We start from the raw sequence: 25,592 nt of genomic DNA on the forward strand, positions 1-25,592 counted from the left end.
CTTGATGCTAGGGGGTTGGCCGTCCGTGGAGGCGGGATCAGGACGAGCCGGTCGAGGGAGCCGTCAGGTCGTAGAAGGTGGCTCCGCCCACGGTGGTGGCCTTGAAGGCGCCCTTCACCCAGTCCTCGACGGCGCTGCCCGCGGCCCCGCCGGGACCGCCCCCGCGGCCCGCCTCCCCGTCACCGCGGGCGATGAACCAGTGGATCCTCCCGGCCTTCACGTACTCCTGGAACCGCTCCAGGGTCGGGGAGGGGTCGCTGCCGTTGAAGCCGCCGATCGCCATCACCGGGGCGCCCGAGGCCAGCTGGTAGCTCGCCGCGTTCTGCGAACCGATGGCCGCCGCCGCCCAGGTGTAGCGGGAGGCGTCGGCGCGCAGCGCGGCCGTGGCCGCCGCACCGACCCGGGTCCCGCCGAGCAGCCCACCGGGACCGCCCTGGCCGCCGCCCCGGCCGCCGCGGCCGGCGCCGGGTCCCTCGGGGCCGACGAGCGCGCCGGGTCCGCCCGGCATCCCCGCGGCGCCCGGGCTCCGGCCCGGCATCCCCTGCGGCGGGGCCTCCCCGCCCGGGGCGAACCGGCCCGGCATGCCGCCGGGTCCCCGCATCCCGCCGGGGCCGCCCCGGCCGCCCGCCACCGCCGGACCGGCGGTGACGATGGAGCCCGTGTGGCCGGTGCCCACGGTGGTCAGGCAGTACGCGAACGGTCCCGCGAGCGCCGCCAGGAGCCCGACGGCCGCGGCCCCGAGCAGCGCGCGGCGCCCCAGCCGGGCCGCGAACGGCAGCGCGACGGCCGCCCCGACCCCCGCGACCAGCACCGTCCAGCGCAGCCACGGCAGGTACCCGGCGGAGCGGCCGAGCAGGACGAAGGCCCACCACGCCGTCAGCGCGAGGGTCCCGGAGAGGGCGAGGGCGGCGGGGCGGCCGCCCCGCTCCTCCCACAGCACGGCCACGCCCATGCCGACCAGTGCCGCCACGAAGGGGGCGAGGGCGACGGTGTAGTACTCGTGGAAGATGCCCTGCATCCAGCTGAAGACCACGGCCGTGATCAGCAGGCAGCCGCCCCAGGCGAGGAAGGCCGCGCGGGCCATGCCCTCCAGCGTGTCCGTGGTCCGGGAGGCCCGCCAGGTGACGACCAGCCCGGCCACCAGCAGCACCAGGGCCGCGGGCAGCAGCCAGGAGATCTGGCCACCGACACTGCCCGAGAAGAGCCGGCCGATCCCGGTCTCCCCCCAGCCGCCGCCACCGGGACCGCCGGGGCCGCCCGCGCCCCCTCCGCCCCCTCCGCCGACGCTGCCCGTCTCGTTGCCGCTGATCCGGCCGAGGCCGTTGTAGCCGAAGGTCAGCTCCAGGAAGGAGTTGTGCTGCGAGCCGCCGATGTACGGGCGGGAGCCGGCGGGCCACCACTGGACCACGGCCACCCACCAGCCGCCCGCCACCAGCGCGGCCAGCCCGGCCAGCAGCAGCTGCCCCAGCCGCCGGCGCAGCCGCGTCGGCGCGCAGACGGCGTAGAGGACCGCCAGCGGCGGCAGGATCACGAACGCCTGGAGGGTCTTGGTCAGGAAGCCGAGGCCGACCGCGACCCCCGCCCAGACCAGCCACCGGGTGTGCGCCCCTTCGAGGGCGCGCAGCACGCAGTACACGGTGACGGTCAGCAGCAGGGTGAGCAGCGCGTCGGGGTTGTTGAAGCGGAACATCAGCGCGGCCACGGGGGTCAGCGCGAAGGCGGTGCCGCTCAGCAGGGCCGCCGCCGGGCCGAACTGGCGGCGCACGGCCGCGTACAGCACGGCGGTGGTCGCGACGCCCATCAGGGCCTGCGGGACCAGGATCTGCCAGGCGCCGAGCCCGAAGAGCCGGACCGACAGCGCCATCGGCCACAGGGCGGCCGGGGGCTTGTCGACGGTGATGGAGTTGGCGGCGTCGGAGGAGCCGAAGAAGAAGGCCTTCCAGCTCTCGGAGCCCGCCTGTACGGCGGCGGAGTAGAAGGAGTTGGCGTAGCCGGAGGCGCTCAGGTTCCAGAGCAGGAGCACCGTGGTGGCCAGCAGCAGGGCGGCGTACGCCGGGCGTTCCCAGCGCGGCCGGGTGGCCGCGCCGTGCGCGGTGGCGGGAACGGGGGCGGCGGGTGGGAAGAGCGGCAGCGCTGCCGTGGTCACGGACCCTCCTCGGTCGTGGTGGGGATGGTGGGGGTGCCCTCGCGCGGTTCCGGGAAGACCCAGGCGCGGAACAGCAGGAACCGGAGCACGGTGGCGGCGAGGTTGGCGGTGATCAGCACGGCCAGCTCGGTGCCGTGGGCCGGCTCCGCGGTGGCCGCTCCGAGGGCCGCGAGGGACCCGCTGGTCAGGGCCAGCCCGATGGCGAACACCACGAGGCCCTGGGCCTGGTGACGCACCGCACGGGCCCGCCCGCGCACCCCGAAGGTCAGCCGGCGGTTGGCGGCCGTGTTGGCGACGGCGCACAGCAGCAGCGCGGCCGCGTTGGCCGCCTGCGGTCCGGCCGCTTCCCGCAGCGCGGAGTAGAGCAGCAGGTAGAGCAGGGTGCTCAGCACGCCGACGGCGCAGAACCCGAGCAGCTGCCGGGCCAGTCCCCGCGGCACCCCCGGCAGGGCGCCGCGGTCGCGCGGGTCGTCCCCGAAGGGCCGGGCGAGCCGGTCGAGGGGCAGCGCCCCGACGGCCAGCGCCCGCCCCACCCGCCAGACCCCCTTGAGGTCCTCGGCGGCGGTGCGGACGAGGTGGACGCTGGAGTCGGGGTCGTCGACCCAGTCCACCGGCACCTCGTGGATCCGCAGCCCGGCCCGTTCGGCGAGCACCAGCAGCTCGGTGTCGAAGAACCAGCCGGAGTCCTCCACCAGCGGCAGCAGCCGCTCGGCCACCTCGCGCCGGATGGCCTTGAACCCGCACTGGGCGTCGCTGAAGCGGGCGGCGAGGGAGGAGCGCAGCAGCAGGTTGTAGGCCCGGGAGACGAACTCCCGTTTCGCTCCGCGCACCACCCGCGAGGAGCGGGCCAGCCGGGTGCCGATGGCCAGGTCGGAGTGGCCGGAGATCAGCGGGGCCACCAGCGGCAGCACCGCGTTCAGGTCCGTGGAGAGGTCCACGTCCATGTACGCGAGGACGGGCGCCTCCGACCGGCTCCACACGGTGCGCAGGGCCCGGCCGCGGCCCTTCTCCTCCAGCCGCGTGCTGCGGACCTCGGCGAGGCCGCGGACGAGGTCCGCGGCGACCTCGGGGGTGCGGTCGGTGCTCGCGTTGTCGGCGACGGTGATGCGGAAGGGGTAGGGGAAGGTGCGGGTGAGGTGGGCGTGCAGCCTGCGCACGCACGGGCCGAGGTCCTCCTCCTCGTTGAAGACCGGGATCACCACGTCGAGTACGGGCACACCGGGCCGGAGCGCGAGGGGCGCCCGGGCCGGCAGGGCCCCTGGAGAGGCGTCGGTTGACATGTTCCGACCCTCGCGGGGGGCGCTGTCACCGCTGTGTGGTGAGCCTGTGGCCCGTCTGTGAGTCCCCGGCCGGGCCGGGGGCGAGGGGCAGCGCGACCTCGAAGGCCGTGCGGCCGGGCGCGCTGTGCACCTCGACCCGCCCGCCGTGCGCCGAGACGACGGCCTGCACGATGGCCAGGCCCAGGCCGGTGGAGCCGGCGGAGCGGGAGCGGGAGGCGTCGCCCCGGGCGAAGCGCTCGAAGACGTGGGGCAGGAGCTCGGGCGGGATGCCGGGGCCGTCGTCCTCGACGCGGAGCCGGACGGCGGATGTTTCACGTGAAACACGGGCCGTGACGGTGGTGCCGGGCGGGGTGTGGGTGCGGGCGTTGGCCAGGAGGTTGACCAGGATCTGCTGGATCCGGGCCGCGTCGGCCCGTACGGGCGCGGGCTCGTCGGGCAGGGCCAGATGCCAGTGGTGGTCGGGGCCGGCGGCCCGCGCGTCGCTGACGGCGTCCACGACGAGGGGGGCCAGGTCGGTGTCGGCGGTGGACAGCGGGCGGCCCGCGTCGAGGCGGGCGAGCAGCAGGAGGTCCTCGACCAGACCGGTCATCCGGGTGGCCTCGGACTCGATCCGGCCCAGTGCGTGCCGGGTGTCGGGGCCCGGCTCCTCGCGTCCCCGGCGGGTCAGTTCGGCGTATCCCCGGATGGAGGCCAGCGGGGTGCGCAGCTCGTGGCTGGCGTCGGCGACGAACTGGCGGACCCGCATCTCGCTCTGCTGGCGGGCGGTGAGCGCGGAGGAGACGTGGCCCAGCATCCGGTTGAGGGCGGCGCCGACCTGGCCGACCTCGGTGCGGGGGTCCGCCTCGGCGTCGGGCACCCGCTCGTGCAGGTCGGGTTCGCCGCTGTGCAGGGGGAGTTCGGAGACCCGGGTGGCGGTGGCGGCGACCCGGCGCAGCGGGCGCAGGGCGACGCCGATCAGGGCCTGTCCGGCGAGGGAGGCGGCGATCAGCCCGGCCAGGGTGACGGAGACCTCGACCCCGACGAGGGTGCCGACCGTACGGTCGACGTCGCGGAGCGGGATGGCGAGGACCAGGCTGCCGTCGGCGGCGCTGCGCACCCGGTAGCCGCCGAGGCCCGGGAGTTCCGCCTGCACCGGCCCGGGACGGCCGTGCGCGGCCCGGCGGGCGGCGGCCAGGAGGGCCTGGGACTGGGTCTCGCCGAGGGGGCGGACGTGATCGAGCGGGGATCCGTCACCGGAGGAGCTGAGCCCGGAGGCGAGGACCTTGCCGTCGGGACCGAGGCGGATCCCCGCGGTGCCGTTCGGGTTGCCCGGGGCCAGGACGAAGCCGAGGCTGTTCTCCCGGGCGGCCTTCCCGGCGCCGGGGCCGCGGAAGGCCATGTCGAGGGAGACGTTCAGCTGCTCGTCGAGCCGGTCGACCAGGTACGAGCGCAGCGCGAGGGTGGTGACGGCGCCGATGGCCGCCCCCACGACGGCGATCAGCGCCACCGCCGAGACGACGAGCCGGGTCCGCAGGGACCAGCGGCGGCGGAGCAGGGCCGGGCGCAGGGCCACTACTCGGCCGGCTTGATCAGGTAGCCGGCGCCGCGGCGGGTGTGGATCATCGGGGGCAGTCCGGTGCCGCCCTCCAGCTTCCGGCGCAGGTAGGAGATGTAGAGCTCGACGACGTTGGCCTGGCCGCCGAAGTCGTAGGACCAGACCCGGTCCAGGATCTGGGCCTTGCTGAGCACCCGGCGCGGGTTGCGCATCAGGTAGCGCAGCAGCTCGAACTCGGTGGCGGTGAGGTGGACCTCCTGGCCTCCGCGCACCACCTCGTGGCTGTCCTCGTCGAGGCTCAGGTCCCCGACGGTCAGGACCGAACCGCCCCGGGCCGCCTGGGCGGCGCCGGAGCGGCGGACCAGGCCGCGCAGCCGGGCGACGACCTCCTCCAGGCTGAACGGCTTGGTGACGTAGTCGTCGCCGCCCGCCGTGAGACCGGCGATCCGGTCCTCGACGGAGTCCTTGGCGGTCAGGAACAGCACCGGGACCTGCGGGATCTCGCGGCGCAGCCGGCCGAGGACGGCCAGCCCGTCCATGTCGGGGAGCATGATGTCGAGGACCACCACATCGGGGCGGAACTCCCGCGCGGCCCGTACCGCGCCCGCCCCGTCGCCGGCGCTGCGGACCTCGCAGCCCTCGTAGCGCAGGGCCATGGACAGCAGCTCGGAGAGCGAGGCCTCGTCGTCGACGACGAGGACCCGGCAGGGGCCGCCGTCGGGCCGCACCAGGGCCGTCGGAGTGGTGGTGGACGTGGACGCGTGGGAGGTGGTCGTCGCAGTCATGGCTTCACGCTGGCCGCCGCCTCTGAGAGCGTTCTTGCCCCTTCCTGTGAATCTCCTGAGAAACGCCGCTCAGGAAACGGGGGCCGGTTCGAGCCCGAACAGGCGGGCGCCGTTGTCGTGGCAGACGGCCCTCAGCCAGTCGTCGCCGAGGCCCAGGCGTTCGAGGGCCCGGAGCTGGTGCTCGTAGGGGTAGGGGATGTTCGGGAAGTCGGTGCCCAGCAGGATCCGGTCCCCGAGGTCCGCGAGCCGGCCGAGGTCCGCGGGCGGGAAGCCGCTGAGCCGCTCGGAGAAGTCGGTGAAGACCATCGTGGTGTCGAGGAGGACCCCGGGGTGGCGGTCGGCCAGGTCGAGGAAGTCGGCGTACTCGGGCATGCCCATGTGGGCGATGATCAGCCGCAGGCCGGGCGTGCGCTCCAGCAGCCGGCCCACGGGCCCCGGACCGGTGTACTTGCCCGCCACGGGGCCGGAACCGCAGTGGATCACGGTCGGGATCCCGGCCTCGGCCAGCAGCCCCCACACCGCGTCCAGCCGCTCGTCGTTCGGGTCGTACCCGCCGACCTGGAGGTGCGCCTTCAAGACGCGGGCCCCGCCCTCCACGGCCCGGCGGACGTACGCGGCCGCGTCCTCCTCGGGGAAGAAGGTGGCGGTGTGCAGGCAGTCGGGGGTGCGGGCGGCGAAGTCCGCGGCCCAGGAGTTGAGCCAGGCGGCCATCGCGGGCTTGTGCGGGTAGAGCATGGAGGTGAAGGCCCGGACCCCGAACTCCCGCAGCAGCGCGACCCGCTGCTCCTCCTCGTGCCGGTAGGTGATGGGCCACGGGACGCCGGTGAGCGGGCCGAACCCGTCGAAGTAGTCCCAGACCTTGGCCAGGACCCGCTCGGGCATGAAGTGCGTGTGCACGTCGACCAGTCCGGGCAGCCCGAGCCGCTCGCGGAAGGCGCGGAGCGTCTCAGTCGTTGCGGGCAAAGCCGTGGCTCCGCTCTACGGTCGCGACGTGCAGGGTGTAGCTCTCGTACCAGTGGGCGCGGCCCTGCTTCATCGCCGCCTGGTGCTCCATGTCCTCCCGCCACACGCCCAGGGACTCGTGGTCGCGGAAGTAGGCGACGGTGATCCCGAGGCCTCCGGGGGTGCGCGCGGACTCGTAGCCCAGGAAGCCGGGGTTCTCGGCGACGAGCTCGTTCATCCGGGCGTTGGTCTCGGGGTATCCGCTCTCGTCGGGGGTGCGGACATTGCTGAATACGGCCATCACATAAGGCGGTTCGAACGCCTGAACGGGCTGGATGCTCATGCCCTCCACCCTCGGCGGACGGCCCCCGGCATGTCCACCGCAAACGGCTCCGGAAGGCCAAAGGGATCCAAGTTTTGACCTTGCCCGTCTCGCCTTGCCCGGCGGACGGTTCCCCCGTCAGAACAGGCCGTCCTGCCCGGCCGGGGGCCCCACCGGCGGGATGTCCGCGAGCGGAACGTCGGTGACCGCCCCCTCGGGCGCCGCGGCCAGTTCCCAGCCGGCCAGCAGCCGGGTGTCCAGCACGAGCCCGTCGGCGAAGTGCAGGTCCGGCCCGGCGGCGCCCACGAGCCGGCCCGCGACGGTCCCGCCGGGCACCAGTTCCGTGACCACCCGGGCCGGATCGGGCAGCCCGGCCGGCCAGAACACCCCGGCGTGGTCGGTGACCTCGCAGCCCACCCGTTCCAGCGAATCCGGCCACCCGGGCAGCGCGGCGGCGCGGGCGTGCAGTTCGGCGACCTCCCGGGCCCGCTCGGGCCCGGCCGGCAGCCGCCCCCGTACGGCGCGCTTGCGGGCGTACGCGATCCGGTCGGGCACCCCCAGGGCGGCGCGCAGCAGTTCCTCGGTCCGGCGCGCGGCCATCAGCGGCCCGCGCCCCAGCCAGGCCCAGGTGACCGCCCCCTGCTCCAGCAGCCGGACCGCCCCGCGCTCCTCTGCGGTGATGCCGACCTTGACCATCCCGGGCCCGAACCAGGCGAGGTACACCCGGTACGTGCGCGGATCGGCGGCGTTGGTGTCGGCGGCCACCGAGAAGGACCGGTCGAGACGGGCGCACTCGGGGCACTGGGCCGATCCCGTCCGCCCGGGTACGGTCCGGGCCGCCGGGCACGGGGTCCGCCTGCCGGCCCGCCGCACCCCCGGACAGCGGCGCTCGCCCCGCGCCCCGAAGGCCAGGGGCCGCCCGTACCCGAGGGCACTGGTGCGCTCCCGGCCGGCCGGGTCGCACCAGCCGATGGCGGGGCCGTCGGCGCTCCACCGGATCCCCGTGCACCGCCAGGTCACAGGGGGAGGGACCGCTCGAAGAAGGTCTCCAGCACCACGGTGGCCTGGGTGCCGCTGACCCCGTCGATGGCGTAGAGGCGGCGCAGGACGTCCTGCAGCTGCCCGGTCGTGGCGGTGCGCACCTTGACCAGGACGGACGCGCTGCCCGCGATGATGTGCGCCTCCTGGATCTCGGCGATGGCCTCGAAGGCCTCGCGGGAGTCCCCCATCCAGGCGCGGGAGTCGACCATGACGTAGGCGAGCACCCCGCTGCCGACCGCGGCCGGGTCCACCTCGACGGTCGTGCGCAGGATGACCCCGCGCTCGCGCAGTTTGCGCACCCGCTCGTGGGTGGCGCCGGCCGAGAGTCCGACGGCCGCGCCGAGGGCGGCGTAGGACTGGCCGGCGTCCTCCTGGAGGCGCCGGACGAGTGCCCGGTCGATGTCGTCCACGCGCTGTTCCTCCCCTGGGACCCGCAGCTCTTGCGAAGACGGTACCTGATCCTGCAATCTCACGATCACGCCGAACAAAATTCGGCCGACTACTCCACTGGGGGAACCATGTCAGGCATTGCCGACCTCGCCTTGTACGAAATCCTGGATGAACGTTTCCGTACCGGCCGCTGCGCCAACGGCGACCTGCGCCTGGAGCGGCTCCACGACGACTGCCGCTGGGCCGAGGGTCCGCTGTACCTCCCGGCCTGGCGCCAGCTGGTGTGGAGCGACATCCCCAACGACCGGATGCTGCGCTGGGACGAGGCCACCGGCGCGGTCTCCGTCTTCCGCTCCGCGGCCGGGCACTCCAACGGCAACACCCTGGACCGGGAAGGCCGCCTGATCACCTGTGAGCAGGGCAACCGGCGCGTCACCCGCACCGAGCCCGACGGCCGGATCACCGTCATCGCCGACCGCTACGACGGCAAGCGGCTCAACAGCCCGAACGACGCGGTGGTCCGCTCGGACGGCTCGGTCTGGTTCTCCGACCCCGACTTCGGCATCACCAACGACTACGAGGGCCGGCGCGCGCCGAGCGAGATCGGCGCCTGCAACCTCTACCGCGCCGACCCGGCCACCGGCGAGGTCCGGCTCGTCGCGGACGGCTTCCTCGGCCCGAACGGCCTGGTCTTCTCCCCCGACGAGAGCGAGCTGTACGCGGCCGACACCCGTGCGGGCCACATCCGCGCCTTCAAGGTCGGCGACGACGGCACCCTCGGCGGGGACCGGGTCTTCACGGCCTGCCCGTCGGTGGACAACATCCGCTTCGACGACGAAGGCCGGCTCTGGGCGGCCGCGATGGAATCGGGGGTGCACTGCTACGCGGCGGACGGCGACCTGATCGGCCGCCTGCGCGTCCCGGAGCCCGTCTCGAACATCGCCTTCGGCGGCCCGAAGAACAACCGCCTCTTCATCACCGCCACCACCTCGCTCTACTCCCTGGTGATGTCGGTGACGGGCCTGCCCCGCGTCCTGCCCGCCCGGCCGTAGACGAGCGGGGGCCGCCCGTCACCCGGACGGCCCCCGACCACCGCCCGACGGGACCTAGCGGGCCACGAACTGCGTCAGGATCGCCTGGACCTCGTAGATGTCCACGCCCTTGGTGAAGGTCTTCTCGATCGGCGTCGCACTGCCCGATATCCAGATCTTCAGCTCGGCGTCCAGATCGAAGTGCCCGGCCGTCTCGACGGAGAAGTGCGTGATGCTCCGGTACGGGATCGAGTGGTACTCCACCTTCTTGCCGGTGAGGCCCTGCTTGTCGACCAGCACCAGGCGCCGGTCGGTGAACAGGATCGTGTCCCGGATCAACAGGTACGCGGCGTGCACCTGCTCCCCGTGACCCATCAGCCGGGCGTAGTCCCGCTGCGCCGAGGCGGGATCGATGTGGTGGGCATTCCCGAACAGACCCATGGAGTCCCCCTTCAAAGGTTCAAAAGACCATCCGACCGCGAAGGCTATCCACGCGGACGTGAGGACAACGCAAGAGGCCCCCCGGTGAACCGGGGGGCCTCTTCGGCTGTGCACTCGGCAGGATTCGAACCTGCAACCTTCTGATCCGTAGTCAGATGCTCTATCCGTTAAGCTACGAGTGCTTGGCTTCCCGGTGTTTTCCGCCCGGTTGGCCTTGCGAGAACAACAATACATGGACCTCGCCGGGACGCGAAATCCATTAGCCTCATGGCTTCTGACCTGCGGAAACGCCCCGGAAGAAGATCGTCTACCTGGATCCGCGGCCACCCTGGAGCCCGCCGGGTTACCCACCGGAGGCCATCCGAAACCCCTGAACCCGCGAGCCCGGCGGTACGGGCCCCGCGTCCGACCCCTGAACGCACCGAAGCCCCGGTCCGTGAGGACCGGGGCTTCGTGAGTGCGGAGGCGGAGGGATTTGAACCCTCGATGGGGTGTAAGCCCCAAACCGCATTAGCAGTGCGGCGCCATAGACCGGACTAGGCGACGCCTCCAGCACACCCTCGCGTACGAAGGTGCGTGCAGATGATGACACAGCCGCGGGGCCGGTCACCAATCCGCTCCCACGGTACAAGGCGCCGGGCCCGCAGGGCAAAGCCTTAAGACACGGAACGTCGGAGCGGGCGCGTCGTTGGTGAGGCGTACGACGTACGGACGACCTGGAGTGCCCCATGCTGCGTCTCGCCGCCTTCGCCGTCACCTCCGCCCTGGCCGCCGCGGCCGCCGGCCCGCTGCCACCGCTGCCCCTCGGACGGCTGCTGGCGTCCCCCGACCGCCTCACCGTCGCCGTGTCCGACACCGGCAACCGCCGGATCGACGGCGAGTACCGGCTGGAGTGCCGCCCGGTCGGCGGCGACCACCCCGAGGCCAAGGAGGCCTGCGACCGCCTGGAGCAGCTCGCCCGGGAGGGCAAGGACCCCTTCGCCGCCGAACCCAAGCGCCGGATGTGCACCTTCCAGGACGGCGGGCCCGCCAAGGCCCGCATCACGGGAACGTGGCACGGACGGAAGGTGGACAGCACGTTCCACCGGAAGAACGGATGCGACATCGCCCGTTGGAACGACCTGGAACCTGTGCTTCCGAGTGCGCGTTCCTGACCTGGGAGGATGCGGCGGATGCGCGGTTTCCCCCGTACATCCGCCACCTCGCCGCGGGACGGTGCCCTTAGACTCCTCCCGTGACATGCCGGTAGTCGTGGTCAGGGAGGAAGCTCGTCGTGAGCAGCAGGCCATCCCGAGGCGCTGCTCGCCTCGCAGCAATACTCGACGCGCTTCCGGACGCGCTGTTGCTCGTCAACGCCAACGGCACGGTCGTCAACGCGAATTCGATCGCCCTTGAGGTCATGGAGAGCCCCGGCACGGGTCTCGTCGGCCGCGGGGTGCTCGACCTCCTGCCCGAGTTCGACTCCAAACTCATCCCCGGTTCGATGCGCCGTCCCGGTGACGACGAGGACGGCCGCGCCAAGCCCAAGCGGATGACCGCGCGCCGCACCGACGGCAGCGAGTTCCCCGTCGAGGTCACCAGCGCCCACCTCGACGGCCGTGACGCCTACCGCGAGCCCCAGCCCGCCTACACCGGCGACGAACTGCTGATGCTCGTCGTACGGGACCTCTCCGAGACCGTGGACACCGAGGCCGAGCTGGCCCGGTCCCAGCGGCAGACCGAGATGATCCTGCGCGCCGCCGCCGAAGGCGTCGTGGGCACGGACACCGACGGCCGGGTCGTCCTCGTCAACCCCGCCGCCGCGCAGATCCTCGGGTACCGCGCCACCGACCTCGGCAACCGCGAGCTGCACGGGCTGATCCAGCACTCGCGCGCCGACGGCTCCCCCTTCCCCTTCGACGAGTCCCCGCTCGCCGACACCCTGCGCAGCGGGCGCAAGCACCGGGTCCGCGGCCAGGTGCTGTGGAACAAGGCGGGCCAGCCCGTCGCCGTCGACCTGACCACCTCGCCCGTGCGGGACGGGGAGCTGCTCGTCGGCGCCGTCATGACCTTCACCGACCGGCGCCCCTACGACGCCCTCGCCGCGCGCCACGCCCAGCTGACCGCCGTCCTCGGCGAGTCGCTGCGCGGCCCGCTGGAGGAGCTGCGTGGGGAGCTGGCCACCCTGGCCGCGGACGACGCGGGGCAGCTGTGGCCCGAGGCCAACCAGCTGCTGCACCATCTGGCCGCCGGCTACTCGCGGATGACCACCCTGGTGGACAACGTGCTCGGCTACCAGCGGCTGGACGCGGGCAGCGACAAGCTCAAGAAGAAGAACGTTCTGATCAACACGGTCGTCGCGGCCGGGATCGACGGGGCCGTCGAGCTGATCGGCCCCGGGCGGGCGCAGTTCGCCGTCCACGCGCCGACCATCGAGGCCGAGGTGGACGCGCAGCGGATCTCGACCGCGCTCGCCCACCTGGTCGCGGACGTCGCGGGCGTGGACGCCACCGGCAAGACCCCCCAGGGCAGCGGCTACATGGACTCCACGATCGTGGTGGCCGCCGCGCAGCGCGGTGACGTCGTACGGATCGAGGTGCGCGGCCCCTACGAGGGCGGCGACCCCGTGCACGAGCCGATCGTGCGGGGCATCGTCGCCGCGCACGGCGGGGTCCTGCAGACGGTGGAGGTGCCGGGCGCGCCCGGCGGGGCGTTCGTGCTGGAGCTGCCGCTGGGTTCGGGAGCCGGGACGGTCACCCTGCCGGAGCCGGAGCCGGAGCCGGACGCGGCCGACGGCGAAGAGGCCCCCGGGGAGGGCGGACCGGGCCGGACCGGTGGCCCCGGCGCTCCCGGTGGCCCCGGCGCTCCCGCCGGACGGCGGGCCCGGCGCGGGGTGGACGCCTTCCTGGAGGACGAAGGCGACCGGGAGCAGGCCTCCGGGGCCCGCGAGGGCGGTGGCGCGCTGGCGCTGCCGTCCGGACGGCGCCGCGCCGACGGCAGCCCCGCCGAGGCCCCCTCGGGCCCCGCGGAACTCGCGCAGTCCCCGGTGAACCCCGCCGGGCTGGGCACCGGGCGCCGCCGGGGCCGTGACGGCGACGGCAGCGAAGGCCCCGGCGGGCTCGAACTGCCGGGCGCCGGGCGCCCCGTACCCCCGCAGGGCACCGCCATGCCGGCGCTGCCGCCCGTACCGGCGGTGCCGTCGGTTCCGGTGACCGAGCACCCCGCCGGACGCCGCCGGGCGCTGGGGGCCGCCGCCGCGCCGTCGCGGCCCGGCTCCGGTCCGGTACCGGCCTCCGGGCTCGGGGCTCCCGTCGCGCAGCGGCCGATCGCGCCCGAGGGCGGCTTCGCGCTGCCCGCGGGTCCGGCTCCGGCCGGTCCTCCCCCCGCTGCTTCCGCTTCCGCCCCCGCCCCCGCGTCCCCCGTTTCCGGGGAGGCCGACGGGGACTCCGACGGGCCGGGCGGGCGCCGGGGCCGACGGGTGCTCGCCGCGCCCGGCGGCAGCGAGCCGCAGACCCCCGCCGCCACCGCGGACGAGGGGGAGTCCGTACCTCCGACCGGGCGTCGGCGTGCGCTGCCCGCGACCCCCGCGTGGCCCGTTCCGGCGGCCCGGACCGCCCCCGAGGACACCGACGGCGCCGGCCGGGCCGCGGCCGTGCCCGCCGCACGGCAGGCCACGGACGCCCCGGCGGGCGCGGGGCAGCCGATCAGCGTGCGCGCGCTCGGCACCCTGGGCCAGGGCATCTCCGTGGACCCCTCCGCCGCGGGCCCCGGCGGGTCCGGGTCCGGCCGTCGGCGCCGGCTCTCCGAACCGGCCCCCCAGGGGCGCGCCTTCGCCATAGGGGCCCCCGAGGCGGGCTCCGCCGAGGGTCCCGAGCCGCTGGACGGGCCCGGTGGCGCCGTCGAGGTGGTCAACCGTCCCGTTCCGCTTCCGGTGGACGACGAGCTGCCGCCCGAGCCGCTGGACAACCCGCGCCGGCTGCTGGTGTGGCCCGCGCCGGACGCCCAGACGCAGCAGGCGCTCAGCGACGGCGGCTACCGCCCGGTGATCGTGCACTCCCGCGAGGAAGTGGACGCGCAGATCGCGGCGTTCCCCGCCGCGCTGTTCGTCGACCCGCTGACCGGGCCGATCACCCGGACCGCCCTGCAGTCCCTGCGCCAGGCCGCGGCGGCCGCCGAGGTGCCCGTACTGGTGACGGCCGGGCTGGGACATGCCACGCGGGAGGCCGCGTACGGCGCCGATCCGGCGGTGCTGCTGAAGGCGCTCGCGCCCCGCGACAGCGAGCAGCACCCTTCCCGGGTGCTGCTCATCGAGGAGCACGAGGAGATCGCGACCGCGCTGACCGCCGCGCTGGAGCGGCGGGGCCTACAGGTCGCACGGGCCGGCGCGGACACCGACGCGGTGGAGCTGGCGACCCGGATGCGGCCCAACCTGGTGGTCATGGACCTGATGCAGGTGCGGCGGCGGCGGGCCGGGATCGTGGACTGGCTGCGTGCCAACGGGATGCTGAACCGCACCCCGCTGGTCGTCTACACGGCCACCGGGATCGAGCCGGCGCAACTGCCGCGGCTGGCCTCCGGCGAGAGCGTGCTGTTCCTCGCCGAGCGGGCCACGACGGCCGACGTGCAGGGCCGCATCGTGGACCTGCTGGCCAAGATCGGGACCAACTAGTCATCCTGGCCCGATGGCCATCACCAACACGTCCGAGCAGACCGTCCCCGCCGACAACGGAGAGGTGAACCTGCTCATCGCGCGGCAGGTGGAGCCCGGTCACGAGGAGACCTTCGAGGCCTGGGCCCACGGGATCCTGGAGACCGCCGCCGGTTTCCCGGACCACCTCGGGTACGGGCTCTTCCGGCCGACGACGCAGGGCGGGCCCTGGTTCCTGGTGCACCGCTTCCGCAACCAGGCGGCGTTCCAGCGCTGGCAGGACTCCCCGGAGCGGGCGCAGTGGTTCGCGAACTGCCTCGGCCACCACCACACCGAGATAGCCCGGCGCGAGCTGCAGGGCATGGAGACCTGGTTCGCCAAGCCGGGTACGACCCGGCCCGCGCCGCCGCGCTGGAAGATGGCGATCAGCTCGGGGCTGGCCATCTTCCCGATCTCGCTCGCGGGCAACGCGGTGCTCGGGCCGTACCTGGTGGACGTGAACTTCGTGCTGCGGACCGCCGCCTTCGCGGTGGTCTTCAGCACCCTGATGACCTACGCGGCCATGCCCGCGGTCAGCAGGCTGCTGCGGCCCTGGCTGACCCGCGGCTGATCAGGCCAGGGTGGTGACGTCGAGCTCGCCGTCGGCGTACTGCTTGCGGATCACCTTCTTGTCGAACTTGCCGACGCTCGTCTTCGGTACCGCCTCCACGACCGTCCAGCGCTCCGGGAGCTGCCACTTGGCGATCGACCCGGAGAGGAAGGCGCGCAGTTCCGCGTAGTCCACCGTGGCTCCCTCCTTGAGGACCACCGTGGCCAGCGGGCGCTCGCCCCACTTGTCGTCCGGGACGGCGACGACGGCGGCCTCGGCCACCTCGGGGTGCGCCATCAGCGCGTTCTCCAGCTCCACGCTGGAGATCCACTCGCCGCCGGACTTGATGACGTCCTTGGCCCGGTCGGTCAGGGTGAGGTAGCCGTCGGGGCTGATCACGCCGACGTCCCCGGTCTTGAGCCAGCCGTCGGCGCTGAACTTGTCCTGCGGGCGCAGGGGTTCCCCGTCCGCTCCGCCGTAGTAGGCGCCGGCGATCCAGGTGCCGCGCACCTCCAGCTCGCCCGCGGACTCCCCGTCCCAGGGCAGGCGGTCGCCGCCGGGCCCGATGAGGCGGGCCTCCACGCCCGCCGGGAAGCGGCCCTGGGTGACCCGGTACGGCCACTCCTCCTCGGCGCTCAGCCCGGCCGGCGGGTGCGCCATGGTGCCCAGCGGGGAGGTCTCGGTCATGCCCCACGCGTGGCAGAGCCGGACGCCGAGCTTGTCGTAGGCCTCCATCAGGGAGGGCGGACAGGCCGCGCCGCCGATGGTGACCTGCTTCATCGAGGTCAGGTCCCGCGGGTGGGCGGTGACCTCGGCGAGCAGACCCTGCCAGATGGTCGGGACGGCCGCGGCGTGCGTGGGCCTCTCGCGCTCGATCATCTCGGCGAGCGGGGCGGGCTGCAGGAACCGGTCCGGCATCAGCATGTTGATGCCGGTCATGAAGGTGGCGTGCGGCAGGCCCCAGGCGTTCACGTGGAACTGGGGGACCACGACGAGGCTGGTGTCCCGGTCGGTGAGGCCCATCGACTCGGCCATGTTGACCTGCATGGAGTGCAGGTAGATGGAGCGGTGGGAGTAGAGGACGCCCTTGGGCTCCCCGGTGGTGCCGGAGGTGTAGCACATGGCCGCGGCCTGGCGCTCGTCCAGCTCGGGCCAGTCGTAGTGGTCGGAGCGGCCCTCCAGGAGCTCCTCGTACTCGTGGACCCGTACGTCGAGTCCGTCGAGGACGGAGCGGTCGCCGATGCCCGCGACCACCACGTGCTCGACGGTCGGCAGGTGCGGCAGCAGGGGGGCCAGCAGCGGCAGCAGGGTGCCGTTGACGAGCACGACCCGGTCGGCGGCGTGGTTGACGATGAAGACCAGCTGCTCGGGCGGCAGCCGCAGGTTGAGCGTGTGCAGGACGGCGCCCATGGAGGGGATCGCGAAGTACGCCTCCACGTGCTCCGCGTTGTTCCACATGAGGGTCGCGACACGGTCTTCCTGCCGGACTCCGAGCTCGTCGCGGAGTGCGCCCGCGAGCCGGGTGGCGCGGACACCGATCTCGGCGAAGCTGCGGCGGTGCGGCTCGGCCTCCCCGGTCCAGGTCGTGACCTGGGACTTCCCGTGGATCGTCATCCCGTGCTGCAGTATGCGGGTGACGAGGAGTGGTACGTCCTGCATGGTGCTCAGCAAAGCGTCCTCCCGGTGAGCGCTGCGGCGCTGCGGCGGCTTTCGGATGCTGCCGATTCTGTGCACATACCGGTCGGCATGTCACTACCCGGGGGTACAAACAGCGGGGCGGATCACTGTCCGGGGCCGCGGGCCGGTCGGTGTTTCACGTGAAACAACGTCGGGTGTTTCACGTGAAACACCGACGGGCCGGGTGGGGCGGGGTCAGCGGACCGGGGTCAGTTCGGGGTCCTCGCGGAGTTTGACGAGCGCGCGGGAGACGGCGCTCTTGACGGTTCCGACCGAGACCCCGAGGAGCTCTGCGGTCTGCGCCTCGGTGAGGTCCTCGTAGTAGCGCAGGACGACCATGGCCCGCTGCCGGTCGGGCAGCCGGGTCACCGCGCGCCACATCGCGTCGCGCAGCGCCTGGGCCTCGGCGGGGTCGGCCGCCGGCGGCTCCTCGACCTCCGGGATCTCGTCGCAGACGAACTCGTCGACCTTGCGCTTGCGCCACTGCGAGGTCCGGGTGTTGACCAGGGCCCGCCGGACGTAGCCGTCCAGGGCCCGGTGGTCCTCGATGCGGTCCCAGGCGACGTAGGTCTTGGCGAGGGCCGTCTGGAGCAGGTCCTCGGCATCGCAGGGATTGGCGGTGAGGGACCGCGCCGTGCGCATCAGGACCGTGCCGCGCGTCCGGACGTACGCCGAGAACGACGGGTACGTCGTCGGGTTCGAGGCGAGTGTGCACACAGGCGTGGTCATGACTCCACGCTAGGAGCGGACGGCGCCTGTGGGATCGGCCGCAGGTGCCGAAGGCGGGTCCATCTCAGGTTGTAGGGCCGGGCCGCGGCCCACCTCCTGTAGGTGGAGGAGGCGGGCGCGGACCGGGACCGCGGTCAGACGTCGGCGCCCAGGATCAGCCCGGAGGTGGGCACCCCGGTCCCGGCCGTGACGAGCACGTGCCCGGCGCCGGCGACCTGGTTGACGGAGGTGCCGCGCAGCTGGCGGACGGCCTCGGCGATGCCGTTCATGCCGTGCAGGTACGCCTCCCCGAGCTGGCCGCCGTGGGTGTTGAGCGGGAGCGCGTCGGCGGCGACGAAGTCGGCGGCCTCGCCCGGTCCGCAGAAGCCGAACTCCTCCAGCTGCATGAGCACGAAGGGGGAGAAGTGGTCGTAGAGGACGGCCACGTCGATGTCCGCGGGGTGCAGGCCGCTGGTGCGCCACAGCTGGCGGGCGACCACGTCCATCTCCGGAAGCCCGGTGAGGTCGTCGCGGTAGAAGGAGGTCATCGCCTCCTGGCGGCGGCCGGCCCCCTGCGCGGCGGCGGTGATCACGGCGGGGCGCCGGCGCAGGTCCCGGGCCCGCTCGGTGGTGGTGACGACGAGGGCCTGGCCGCCGTCCGTCTCCTGGCAGCAGTCCAGGAGCCGCAGGGGCTCCACGATCCACCGGGAGGCGGCGTGGTCGGCGAGGGTGATGGGCTTGCCGTGGAAGTAGGCGGCGGGGTTGTTCGCCGCGTGCCGCCGCCCGGTGACCGCGACGTGGCCGAAGGCCTCGGGCGTCAGGTGGTACGCGTGCAGGTAGCGCTGGGCCGCCATGGCCACCCAGGAGGCCGGCGTGAGCAGGCCCCAGGGCAGGGCCCAGCCGAGGGCTGCGCCCTCCGCCGAGGGCTCGCGCTGCTGGACCCCGGAGCCGAAGCGGCGCCCGGAGCGCTCGTTGAAGGCGCGGTAGCAGACCACCACCTCGGCCACCCCCGTGGCGACGGCGAGGGCGGCCTGCTGGACGGTGGCGCAGGCCGCGCCGCCGCCGTAGTGGATGCGGGAGAAGAAGGAGAGGTCCCCGATGCCGGCCGCCTGGGCCACCGTGATCTCGGGGCTGGTGTCCATCGTGAAGGTGACCATGCCGTCGACGTCGGCGGGGGTGAGACCGGCGTCGTCGAGGGCGGCGTGGACCGCCTCGACCGCGAGCTTGAGCTCGCTGCGGCCCGAATCCTTGGAGAACTCGGTGGCGCCGATGCCGGCGATGGCCGCGCGGCCGCCTAGGTCGTCCCGGGTGCGGACGCTCATGCCCCGGCCCCCAGGGTGACGGTCACGGTGCCCGTGACGTGGTGGCCGATGCGGTTGGCGCCGACGACCCGGATCTCGACCGTGTCCCCGTCGAGGGCGCTGACGGTGCCGGTGAGGGTCATGGTGTCGCCGGGGTGGTTGGGGGCTCCCAGGCGGATGGCGACCTTGCGCAGGACGGCGTGCGGGCCGAGGTGGTCGGTGACGTAGCGGCCGACCAGGCCGTTGGTGGTCAGGATGTTCATGAAGATGTCCGGGGAGCCCTTCTCGCGGGCGAGTTCCGCGTCGTGGTGCACGTCCTGGTAGTCACGTGAGGCGATGGCGCCCGCGACGATCAGGGTGCGGGTGACCGGGATCTCCAGGGGCGGCAGTGCGTCGCCGACGTTCATGCGCTCTCCTCCTGCGTCGCGGCGAGGGTGTCGCCCAGCTCGGCCAGCAGTGCGCTGCCGCAGCCCAGATAGGCGTCCAGCTGGCGCCCCCACAGGAAGTGCCGGTGGACGGGGTGGTCCAGGTCGGCGCCCATGCCGCCGTGCAGGTGCTGGCCGGTGTGGACGACCCGCTTGCCCGCTTCCGAGGCCCACCAGGCCGCCGTGAGCGCGTGCTCGCGGGCCCCGAGCCCCTGGTCGATCCGCCAGGCCGCCTCGTACGCGGTGACCCGGATCGCCTCGGTGTCCATGTACGCGTCGGCGGCGCGGAGCATGACCCCCTGGTTCGTGGACAGCGGCCGGCCGAACTGCTCGCGGGTGGAGGTGTACTCGACCGCGCGGGCCAGCGAGCCGGCGCAGACACCCGCCTGGAGGCCGGCGAAGGCGGTGCGGGCGCCCGCGAGCACCCGTTCGTAGGCGTCCTCCCCGCCCAGCCGCTCCGCCGCGGCGCCGGTCAGGGTCAGCCGGCCCGCCGACCAGGGGGCGGTCGTCTCCACCGGGGACGTGGTCACGCCGGGCGCGTCCGTCCGTACGAGCCACAGCGCCCGCCGCGCGTCGGGGACCAGGACGTGCGTGGCGTCGCGCAGCCAGGGGACGGCGGGCGCGGTGCCGGTGAGGCGGCCGTCGGGCGTGGCGGTGATCCGGCCGTGGCCGGGGAACGCGCCGGTGGCGACGGCCTCGCCGGAGCCGAGGGCGGGCAGCAGGGCGGCGCGCTGGGCGGGGCTGCCGTGGGCGGCGACCGGCAGGATGCCGTACGCGCAGGTGGCGGCGTACGGGACCTGCGCGGTGGTGCGGCCCTGTTCCTCCAGCAGCAGGACCAGGCCGAGGAGGCCGACCTCTTCCACGGCCGCGGTCAGTCCGGCGGAGGTGAGGGCCTTCCACAGCTCGGCGTCGCTGCCGGTGCCCGCCGCGGCGAGGCGTTCGTGGGTGGCCAGGTCGCGGAAGATGCGGGCGGCGAGTCCGGCCGCCGCGCTCTGTTCCTCGGTGGGGTGGAAGTCCATGTCAGCCCGCCTCTCCGCGGAAGACGGGGAGTTCGAGCGTGTCGTCGACGCGCAGGAACTCCAGCCGGACGGGCATGCCGATGCGGACCTTGTCGTAGGGGACGCCGGTGATGTTGCCGATCACGCGCACGCCCTCGGCGAGCTCCACGAGGGCCACCGCGTACGGCGGGTCGAAGGCGGGGAAGGGCGGATGGTGCATGACGACGTAGCTGAAGACCGTGCCGGTGCCGGCCGCCTCGACGGTGTCCCAGCCGGGGGAGGCGCAGGCGTTGCAGCCGGGCAGCCAGGGGAAGCGCAGGGTGGAGCAGGCGGTGCAGCGCTGGATCAGCAGCCGGTGCTCGCGGACTCCGTCCCAGAACCCCTGGTTGTCGCGGTTGATCACGGGGCGGGGGCGCGCCGGCCTGGGCGGGGCCTTCGGGGGCGCGGCGGCGAGGGCGTACTTGAGGATGCGGAAGCGGTGCGTACCGGCGGGCTCGCCGTTCGCGCGGACGTCCATCCGGGTCGTCACGAAGTGCCCGGTGCCGAGTCTGGTGGTCTTGCGCGGGGAGACCGATTCGATGACGGCGTCGAAGGTCACCGTGTCCCCGGGGCGCAGCGGGCGCAGGTACTCCTGCTCGCAGTCGGTGGCGACGACCGAGGTGCAGCCCGCGGAGTCGAGGAGGGCGAGGAGCTCGTCGTAGGCGGAGGAGCGGTCGGTGTGGCCGGAGAGCCCGCCCATCGTCCAGGCCTGGAGCATGGTGGGCGGGGCGACGGCGTCCGGGCCGCGGTAGGCCGGGTTGGTGTCTCCCATCGCCTCGCACCAGTGGCGGATCATGGGCTCGTTGACGGCGTCCTTGGCCCGGCCGGCGGTGGCGGCGGGGCGCCCTTCGAAGGTCTTGAGCAGGTGGTGGAACCGCTCGTCCCTCTCATCCCGCTCGTCCCGCTCGTCCCGTTCGGCGCTCCCGGCCGCCGCGTCCCCCGTCATCGCTTCCTCCCCTTCATGCCGAGCCGCATCATGGCGACGATCTCGCGCTGTACCTCGCTGACGCCGCCGCCGAAGGTGTTGATCTGGGCGGCCCGGTTCATCCGCTCCAGCTCGCCGCCCGCGAAGGCGTCCGGGCCTCTGATCAGGGCTTCTTCGCCGACGACCTCCTGGCAGACGCGGTACACCTCGACGGTGGACTCGGTGCCGAGGAACTTCACCCCGCTGGCGTCGCCGGGGGCCAGGGTGCCCGCGCCGACGTCCTGGACCAGGCGCCAGTTGAGGAGGCGCACGGCGGCCAGACGGGCATGGGCCTCGGCCAGCCGGGACCGCACCCAGGGCCGGTCGGCCGGGCGCTCGCCGGTGGCGGGGTCGGGGGTGCGGGCGTGGGCGAGCGCCTGCGCGTAGAAGTCCTCGGCCTGCATGCCGATGGCGGCGAGGGCGACGCGTTCGTGGTTGAGCTGGTTGGTGATCAGGCCCCAGCCGCCGTGTTCGGGGCCGACGAGGTGGCCCACGGGGACGCGGACGCCCTCGTAGTAGGTGGCGGTGGTGGTGAGGCCGCCGACCGTGTCGATGGGGGTCCAGGCGAAGCCGGGGCTGTCGGTGGGCACGAGGACGATGGAGATGCCCTTGTGCTTGGGGGCCTCGGGGTCGGTACGGCAGGCCAGCCAGATCCAGTCCGCGTTCTGGGCGTTGGAGGTGAAGACCTTCTGCCCGTCGATCACCCAGTCCCCGCCGTCGCGGACGGCGCGGGTGCGCAGCGAGGCCAGGTCCGTGCCGGCCTCGGGCTCGGAGTAGCCGATGGCGAAGACGACCTCGCCCCGCAGGATCCGGGGGAGGAAGTACTCCTTCTGCTCCGGGGTGCCGTACTTCATGAGGGTGGGGCCGACGGTGTTCAGGGTGACCATGGAGACGGGGGCGCCGGCCCGGTAGGCCTCGTCGAAGAAGACGAACTGTTCGTCGGGGCCGCGGCCCCGGCCCCCGTACTCGACGGGCCAGCCGAGGCCGAGCAGGCCGTCGGCGCCGATGCGGCGCAGGAGCGCGCGCTGGGCGTCCGGGTCCTCGGGCACCCCGTCCGGCAGCAGGTTCCGGAAGTACTCCCGCAGTTCGGTGCGCAGCCTCAACTGGCCTTCGGACGGGGCGAGGTGCACGGCACTGGCCTCCCGGCATCGCATCGGACGAGTGGATCTGACTGTCCGTCAGATCCACTGCCGATGTCAAGGTCGGGAGGGCGCCGGGAACGGTCCGGGAACGGGACGCGAAAGGGCGCCCGCACTACCGGACCCCAGCCGGTCCGGTCGTACGGGCGCCCTCGTCGTTCAGCGCGGCTCAGCGGTCACCGCGGGTCAGCGGTCACCGCGGTCCGGCGGACACCTACCACCAGGGGTGGAAGTTCAGCGCGATGTTGGAGTTGGCCTGCTGGATCGCCGTGAAGGCCGATCGGTTGACCTGTGCGGTGTTGTTCTGGTTCGAGGCTCCGGAGCCGGTGGCCACCTGCTGCGAGGTGGAGGAGTTGCCGTGGTTGTCGCCGCCCACACCGCTGCCCACGATGCCGGCGACGCTCGCATTCGATCCGTCGTTCGCGAACGAGCCGTTGTCGGCCGAGGCCACGCCGCCGAACAGGGCGACGGCGAGGGGGAGAGCGGCGACGGCGGCGATGGCGCGGGCGGTACGGATGCTTGCCATGTCTGAATCCTCCAGAAAACCGAAGTCGGGTTCTTCCCGAGGCAGTTGGCCGACCGCCCCGGTCGTTCCGTGGTGCGGACGACGTCGCGAGACCAGAGTTGCCCACCGAATCCCCGGCGAACCACCCCGCAGTCAGCTATTCCCCCGCAAGCATGACCAACAGTGGATAAACGCGATTCGCGCCCCTGCTGCCCCACGTCAGCACACGCGCACCAGCAGAACCCTTTCCGCACAAAAGGTGAATCGTTCCGTCAAAGCTGCCGGTCCCGGACATGCCGAAGAGGGCCGCGTCGTCCGGGAACCCCACCGTCTCCCGGTCCTGCGGCCCTGCCGTACCAAGCTTCACGCCCCCCGCACGCCCCCGGCGCCCGCCGGGGTCATTCCACCGCGCCCCGCTCCCGGGGGCACTCCGCAGCGCGATCCACGGCCACGACGACCGGGCTCCAGCGCCTGCGCACCTACGTCTCGTACGTTCCCTGCCTGCCCTGCCGGGCCTGCCTGTCCTACCAGTCCCGCCTGCCCTGCCGGGCCACCGCGGGCCCCGTCACTACGCCGCGAGCGCCATCCGCCCCCGCTGCCCCACGCCACCACCACGCACGCCCACCACATCCGCACCCACGGGCGTGCCACTCACAGGCGCACCCGCACCGCGTACCGCGTCGGCCGCGAGCGCCGCCGCCGTGGTGGACCGCCGGACGGAAGGGCTCTTGCCGTGCGCCTCGGCGCGGATCCGCTGCTTGATGGTCGGCGGGAGCGAACCGCCCCGCATCATCGCCCGCCACGTCCGGCGCGCCACCGGAACCGTCCGGCGCACGGCGGGGACCATCGGAGTGGCAACGGTGGCGGCGGCCGCGACCGGGGCCGCCTTCCCGCCGAAACCGAGGGCGGTCAGGACCGCCACGAGTGCGGCGAGGAGAGTAGTCCAGATCGACGTGATGCTGCTGCGGTGGGTCATGACGAGCGCCTCGTTCCTCGATGTTCCGAAGGGCGGATCTGCATACATTCGTCATGATGTGGCCGCAACCGCAGAACCCCCACCACGCGCGCCGTTCTTCTGACAAACACCACTCGTATGAACCAAAACAGAGGGCGGGCCCACACGGGGCCCGCCCTCTGACCTGGGAATCAACCGCCAGGGGAGTCGGAAGGACGAAAAAACCGCCGGGCCGCCCCCGGACTACGGGTGTGGCGGCTTGGCTTCCCCTTCGGGGCGTCCCAGCTGGTCCTTGATCTTCTCCTGGGCCATGTCGACCTGGCCTGCGTACTTGCCCTGGGTCTTGCCGTCGACGTAGTCACCGGCCTTGTCGACCCCTTGGCCGGCCTCCTTCTCGTGGCCCTTCAGCATCTGCTTGAGCTTGTCCATCATGGACATGAATGCTCCTTCCGCTGTGTTCCGTCCCCTCCAGCATCGCGGCCCGCCCCGCACACCGCATCCGCGCGCCGGCCCGCCCGACGACGCCCCGGAAACGCCGAACGGCCCCTGACCGTGTTTCCCGGTCAGGGGCCGTTCCTGTGCGGTGGGTGTGGGATTTGAACCCACGGTGACTCGCGCCACGACGGTTTTCAAGACCGTTCCCTTAGGCCGCTCGGGCAACCCACCTGGCCGGTACAGAGTACCGGGATGTGAGGGTGGGTGGGGTGGGTGTTTCCGGGGTGCCGGGGGTGGTCGGGGTCAGGAGGTCTGGGCCTTGTCGTAGGCCGCTTTGGCCTCGTTGCCGAAGTAGGGGCCGAACATCCGGTTCGGCAGGAAGTTGTAGCCGAAGCTGTTCACCGACACCTGGGTGCCCAGGCCGGTGGTCTCGTCGAAGTCCTGGAGCCAGGGGCCGCCGCTGGAGCCGCCCGTCATGTTGCAGCCCAGGCTGTGGTCCTTGGTGAGAAGGAAGTCCTTGCCGGTGGTGCCGCTGCAGTAGACGAGCCTGGTGCCGTCGTAGGGCGCGGCCGCCGGGAAGCCGAAGGAGTACATCTTCTTGGTGTAGCCGCCGTTGAAGAGGATGCCCTGGGCCCCGACGACCTCGCTGAGCTTGCGGCCGTTCAGCGGGGCGACCACCGCCAGGCCGACGTCCATGTTCATGTCCTCGCTCGCCGCCCACTGGTCGGTGGCGAGGGTCTTGGTCGCCGGCCACTGGCCGTAGGGCGCGTTCCCGTTGTCGTAGGCGGGGACGAAGACCCAGTTGGCGTGCCAGGCGCCCTGGTACTTCACGCAGTGCCCGGCCGTGATGACGGTGCTGCCGTTGGCGCTCGTGATCGAGTCTCCGGAGCAGGAGGCCGTCCGGTCGCCCATCGTGAAGAAGACCCGGCCCGACGTCCTCACGATCGCCCCGCCGCCGGTCCAGGCCCCGCCGGCCTGCGGGAACGACGTGGGGGATGCCGCCGTGGGGGCCACCCGGAGGGAGGGGCCGGGCGCGGCCGGGGTCGTACGGGCGCCGCCGGGGGTGGCCGTCACGTCCAGCGGGGTGGCCTGCCGCATCCGTTCCGCCGTCCAGAAGCCGGCCGTCTGCGACGGCCGGAACGAGGCGGGCGGTTCCGCGGCGGCCGAGGGGGAGGCCGCCGTCAGGGCCCCCGCGAGCAGGGCGCCCGCGGCGAGGAGGACGGATGCCGCCGTGCGATGACGATTCACGCAGGACTCCTTCTGCCGTGCCCGGACCCGTGTGACCCGGGCAGGGTGGGGTGAAGAGCTGTCGGTGCGG

At 73.4% G+C, this 25,592-nt stretch carries 24 protein-coding genes and 3 tRNA genes; 4 read left to right on the forward strand and 23 right to left on the reverse strand.

What is annotated here, in order from left to right; translation table 11 throughout:
* Positions 1–37: 37 nt before the first annotated feature.
* The 8 genes from SLAV_RS18490 to SLAV_RS18525 all read right to left on the reverse strand — a co-directional run bounded on the left by SLAV_RS18490 (position 38) and on the right by SLAV_RS18525 (position 8,460).
* Positions 38–2,146 carry a glycosyltransferase family 39 protein gene (locus tag SLAV_RS18490; protein ID WP_030225465.1) on the reverse strand — a complete coding sequence of 703 codons (2,109 nt, stop codon included), beginning with the start codon at positions 2,144–2,146 and terminating at the stop codon, positions 38–40.
* Complete coding sequence (locus SLAV_RS18495) at positions 2,143–3,426, reverse strand: bifunctional glycosyltransferase family 2/GtrA family protein (protein ID WP_051840245.1); 1,284 nt, start codon at positions 3,424–3,426, stop codon at positions 2,143–2,145. The genes SLAV_RS18490 and SLAV_RS18495 overlap by 4 nt, the downstream gene beginning before the upstream one ends.
* A 25-nt stretch (positions 3,427–3,451) precedes the next feature.
* A complete protein-coding gene (locus SLAV_RS18500) occupies positions 3,452–4,978 on the reverse strand; it encodes a sensor histidine kinase (RefSeq protein ID WP_199922113.1) in 1,527 nt (508 codons plus the stop codon).
* On the reverse strand, positions 4,978–5,745 hold the full coding sequence (locus SLAV_RS18505; protein WP_030225456.1) for a response regulator transcription factor: 768 nt from the start codon (positions 5,743–5,745) through the stop codon (positions 4,978–4,980). Before SLAV_RS18505 ends, SLAV_RS18500 begins: the two co-directional genes overlap by 1 nt.
* A 69-nt stretch (positions 5,746–5,814) precedes the next feature.
* Positions 5,815–6,708 (reverse strand): amidohydrolase family protein, encoded by an 894-nt coding sequence (locus tag SLAV_RS18510; protein ID WP_030225453.1) that lies wholly within the window; start codon positions 6,706–6,708, stop codon positions 5,815–5,817.
* Positions 6,692–7,030, reverse strand: a complete 339-nt coding sequence (locus tag SLAV_RS18515; RefSeq protein ID WP_030225451.1) for an antibiotic biosynthesis monooxygenase family protein — start codon at positions 7,028–7,030, stop codon at positions 6,692–6,694. The genes SLAV_RS18510 and SLAV_RS18515 overlap by 17 nt, the downstream gene beginning before the upstream one ends.
* Before the next feature lie 117 nt (positions 7,031–7,147).
* The gene (locus tag SLAV_RS18520; protein WP_030225449.1) at positions 7,148–8,029 is read right to left on the reverse strand and encodes a DUF2797 domain-containing protein; all 882 of its coding nucleotides are present in this window, start codon (positions 8,027–8,029) and stop codon (positions 7,148–7,150) included.
* Positions 8,026–8,460, reverse strand: a complete 435-nt coding sequence (locus SLAV_RS18525; protein WP_030225447.1) for an Lrp/AsnC family transcriptional regulator — start codon at positions 8,458–8,460, stop codon at positions 8,026–8,028. Before SLAV_RS18525 ends, SLAV_RS18520 begins: the two co-directional genes overlap by 4 nt.
* A gap of 108 nt (positions 8,461–8,568) precedes the next feature.
* Here SLAV_RS18525 and SLAV_RS18530 point away from each other — a divergent pair, with 108 nt between their 5' ends.
* On the forward strand, positions 8,569–9,492 hold the full coding sequence (locus tag SLAV_RS18530) for an SMP-30/gluconolactonase/LRE family protein (protein WP_030225444.1): 924 nt from the start codon (positions 8,569–8,571) through the stop codon (positions 9,490–9,492).
* 54 nt (positions 9,493–9,546) lie between these two features.
* Here the strand turns inward: SLAV_RS18530 and SLAV_RS18535 are convergent, their stop codons facing one another.
* The 3 genes from SLAV_RS18535 to SLAV_RS18545 form a co-directional block, all read right to left on the reverse strand.
* A complete protein-coding gene (locus SLAV_RS18535) occupies positions 9,547–9,912 on the reverse strand; it encodes a PH domain-containing protein (protein WP_030225442.1) in 366 nt (121 codons plus the stop codon).
* 109 nt (positions 9,913–10,021) lie between these two features.
* Positions 10,022–10,094, reverse strand: a tRNA-Arg gene (locus tag SLAV_RS18540).
* A 278-nt stretch (positions 10,095–10,372) separates the two neighbouring features.
* Positions 10,373–10,463: transfer RNA gene (locus tag SLAV_RS18545), tRNA-Ser, on the reverse strand.
* 177 nt (positions 10,464–10,640) lie between these two features.
* Between SLAV_RS18545 and SLAV_RS18550 the strand changes: the two genes are divergently transcribed.
* The 3 genes from SLAV_RS18550 to SLAV_RS18560 all read left to right on the forward strand — a co-directional run bounded on the left by SLAV_RS18550 (position 10,641) and on the right by SLAV_RS18560 (position 15,149).
* Positions 10,641–11,066 carry an SSI family serine proteinase inhibitor gene (locus SLAV_RS18550; protein ID WP_030225439.1) on the forward strand — a complete coding sequence of 142 codons (426 nt, stop codon included), beginning with the start codon at positions 10,641–10,643 and terminating at the stop codon, positions 11,064–11,066.
* A 119-nt stretch (positions 11,067–11,185) separates the two neighbouring features.
* Complete coding sequence (locus SLAV_RS18555; RefSeq protein WP_030225437.1) at positions 11,186–14,560, forward strand: response regulator; 3,375 nt, start codon at positions 11,186–11,188, stop codon at positions 14,558–14,560.
* A gap of 13 nt (positions 14,561–14,573) precedes the next feature.
* Positions 14,574–15,149 carry an antibiotic biosynthesis monooxygenase gene (locus SLAV_RS18560; protein ID WP_030225435.1) on the forward strand — a complete coding sequence of 192 codons (576 nt, stop codon included), beginning with the start codon at positions 14,574–14,576 and terminating at the stop codon, positions 15,147–15,149.
* Here the strand turns inward: SLAV_RS18560 and SLAV_RS18565 are convergent, their stop codons facing one another.
* The 12 genes from SLAV_RS18565 to SLAV_RS18620 form a co-directional block, all read right to left on the reverse strand.
* Positions 15,150–16,799, reverse strand: coding sequence for a long-chain fatty acid--CoA ligase (locus SLAV_RS18565; protein WP_030225433.1), 1,650 nt, complete (start codon positions 16,797–16,799; stop codon positions 15,150–15,152).
* A gap of 201 nt (positions 16,800–17,000) precedes the next feature.
* Positions 17,001–17,534: a SigE family RNA polymerase sigma factor gene (locus SLAV_RS18570; RefSeq protein WP_030225430.1), complete on the reverse strand. Its 534-nt coding sequence runs from the start codon at positions 17,532–17,534 to the stop codon at positions 17,001–17,003.
* 134 nt (positions 17,535–17,668) lie between these two features.
* Positions 17,669–18,835, reverse strand: a complete 1,167-nt coding sequence (locus tag SLAV_RS18575; protein ID WP_030225420.1) for a lipid-transfer protein — start codon at positions 18,833–18,835, stop codon at positions 17,669–17,671.
* Entirely contained in the window at positions 18,832–19,221 is a 390-nt protein-coding gene (locus SLAV_RS18580; protein ID WP_030225418.1) for a MaoC family dehydratase, read from the reverse strand. Before SLAV_RS18580 ends, SLAV_RS18575 begins: the two co-directional genes overlap by 4 nt.
* The gene (locus SLAV_RS18585; protein ID WP_030225416.1) at positions 19,218–20,258 is read right to left on the reverse strand and encodes an acyl-CoA dehydrogenase family protein; all 1,041 of its coding nucleotides are present in this window, start codon (positions 20,256–20,258) and stop codon (positions 19,218–19,220) included. The genes SLAV_RS18580 and SLAV_RS18585 overlap by 4 nt, the downstream gene beginning before the upstream one ends.
* A gap of 1 nt (position 20,259) precedes the next feature.
* Positions 20,260–21,222: a bifunctional MaoC family dehydratase N-terminal/OB-fold nucleic acid binding domain-containing protein gene (locus tag SLAV_RS18590; RefSeq protein ID WP_030225413.1), complete on the reverse strand. Its 963-nt coding sequence runs from the start codon at positions 21,220–21,222 to the stop codon at positions 20,260–20,262.
* Positions 21,219–22,370, reverse strand: a complete 1,152-nt coding sequence (locus tag SLAV_RS18595) for an acyl-CoA dehydrogenase family protein (protein ID WP_030225409.1) — start codon at positions 22,368–22,370, stop codon at positions 21,219–21,221. The genes SLAV_RS18590 and SLAV_RS18595 overlap by 4 nt, the downstream gene beginning before the upstream one ends.
* 223 nt (positions 22,371–22,593) lie before the next feature.
* Positions 22,594–22,905: a hypothetical protein gene (locus tag SLAV_RS18600; protein ID WP_030225406.1), complete on the reverse strand. Its 312-nt coding sequence runs from the start codon at positions 22,903–22,905 to the stop codon at positions 22,594–22,596.
* A 547-nt stretch (positions 22,906–23,452) separates the two neighbouring features.
* Positions 23,453–23,860 (reverse strand): DUF6344 domain-containing protein, encoded by a 408-nt coding sequence (locus SLAV_RS18605; RefSeq protein WP_078950089.1) that lies wholly within the window; start codon positions 23,858–23,860, stop codon positions 23,453–23,455.
* 222 nt (positions 23,861–24,082) lie between these two features.
* Positions 24,083–24,277 carry an antitoxin gene (locus SLAV_RS18610; protein WP_030225394.1) on the reverse strand — a complete coding sequence of 65 codons (195 nt, stop codon included), beginning with the start codon at positions 24,275–24,277 and terminating at the stop codon, positions 24,083–24,085.
* Between the two features lie 143 nt (positions 24,278–24,420).
* Positions 24,421–24,505, reverse strand: a tRNA-Ser gene (locus tag SLAV_RS18615).
* Between the two features lie 72 nt (positions 24,506–24,577).
* Positions 24,578–25,522, reverse strand: a complete 945-nt coding sequence (locus SLAV_RS18620) for a trypsin-like serine peptidase (RefSeq protein WP_030225391.1) — start codon at positions 25,520–25,522, stop codon at positions 24,578–24,580.
* Positions 25,523–25,592 lie beyond the last annotated feature (70 nt).

It is taken from the genome of Streptomyces lavendulae subsp. lavendulae (assembly GCF_002803845.1).
GTDB classification, from domain to species: domain Bacteria; phylum Actinomycetota; class Actinomycetes; order Streptomycetales; family Streptomycetaceae; genus Streptomyces; species Streptomyces lavendulae.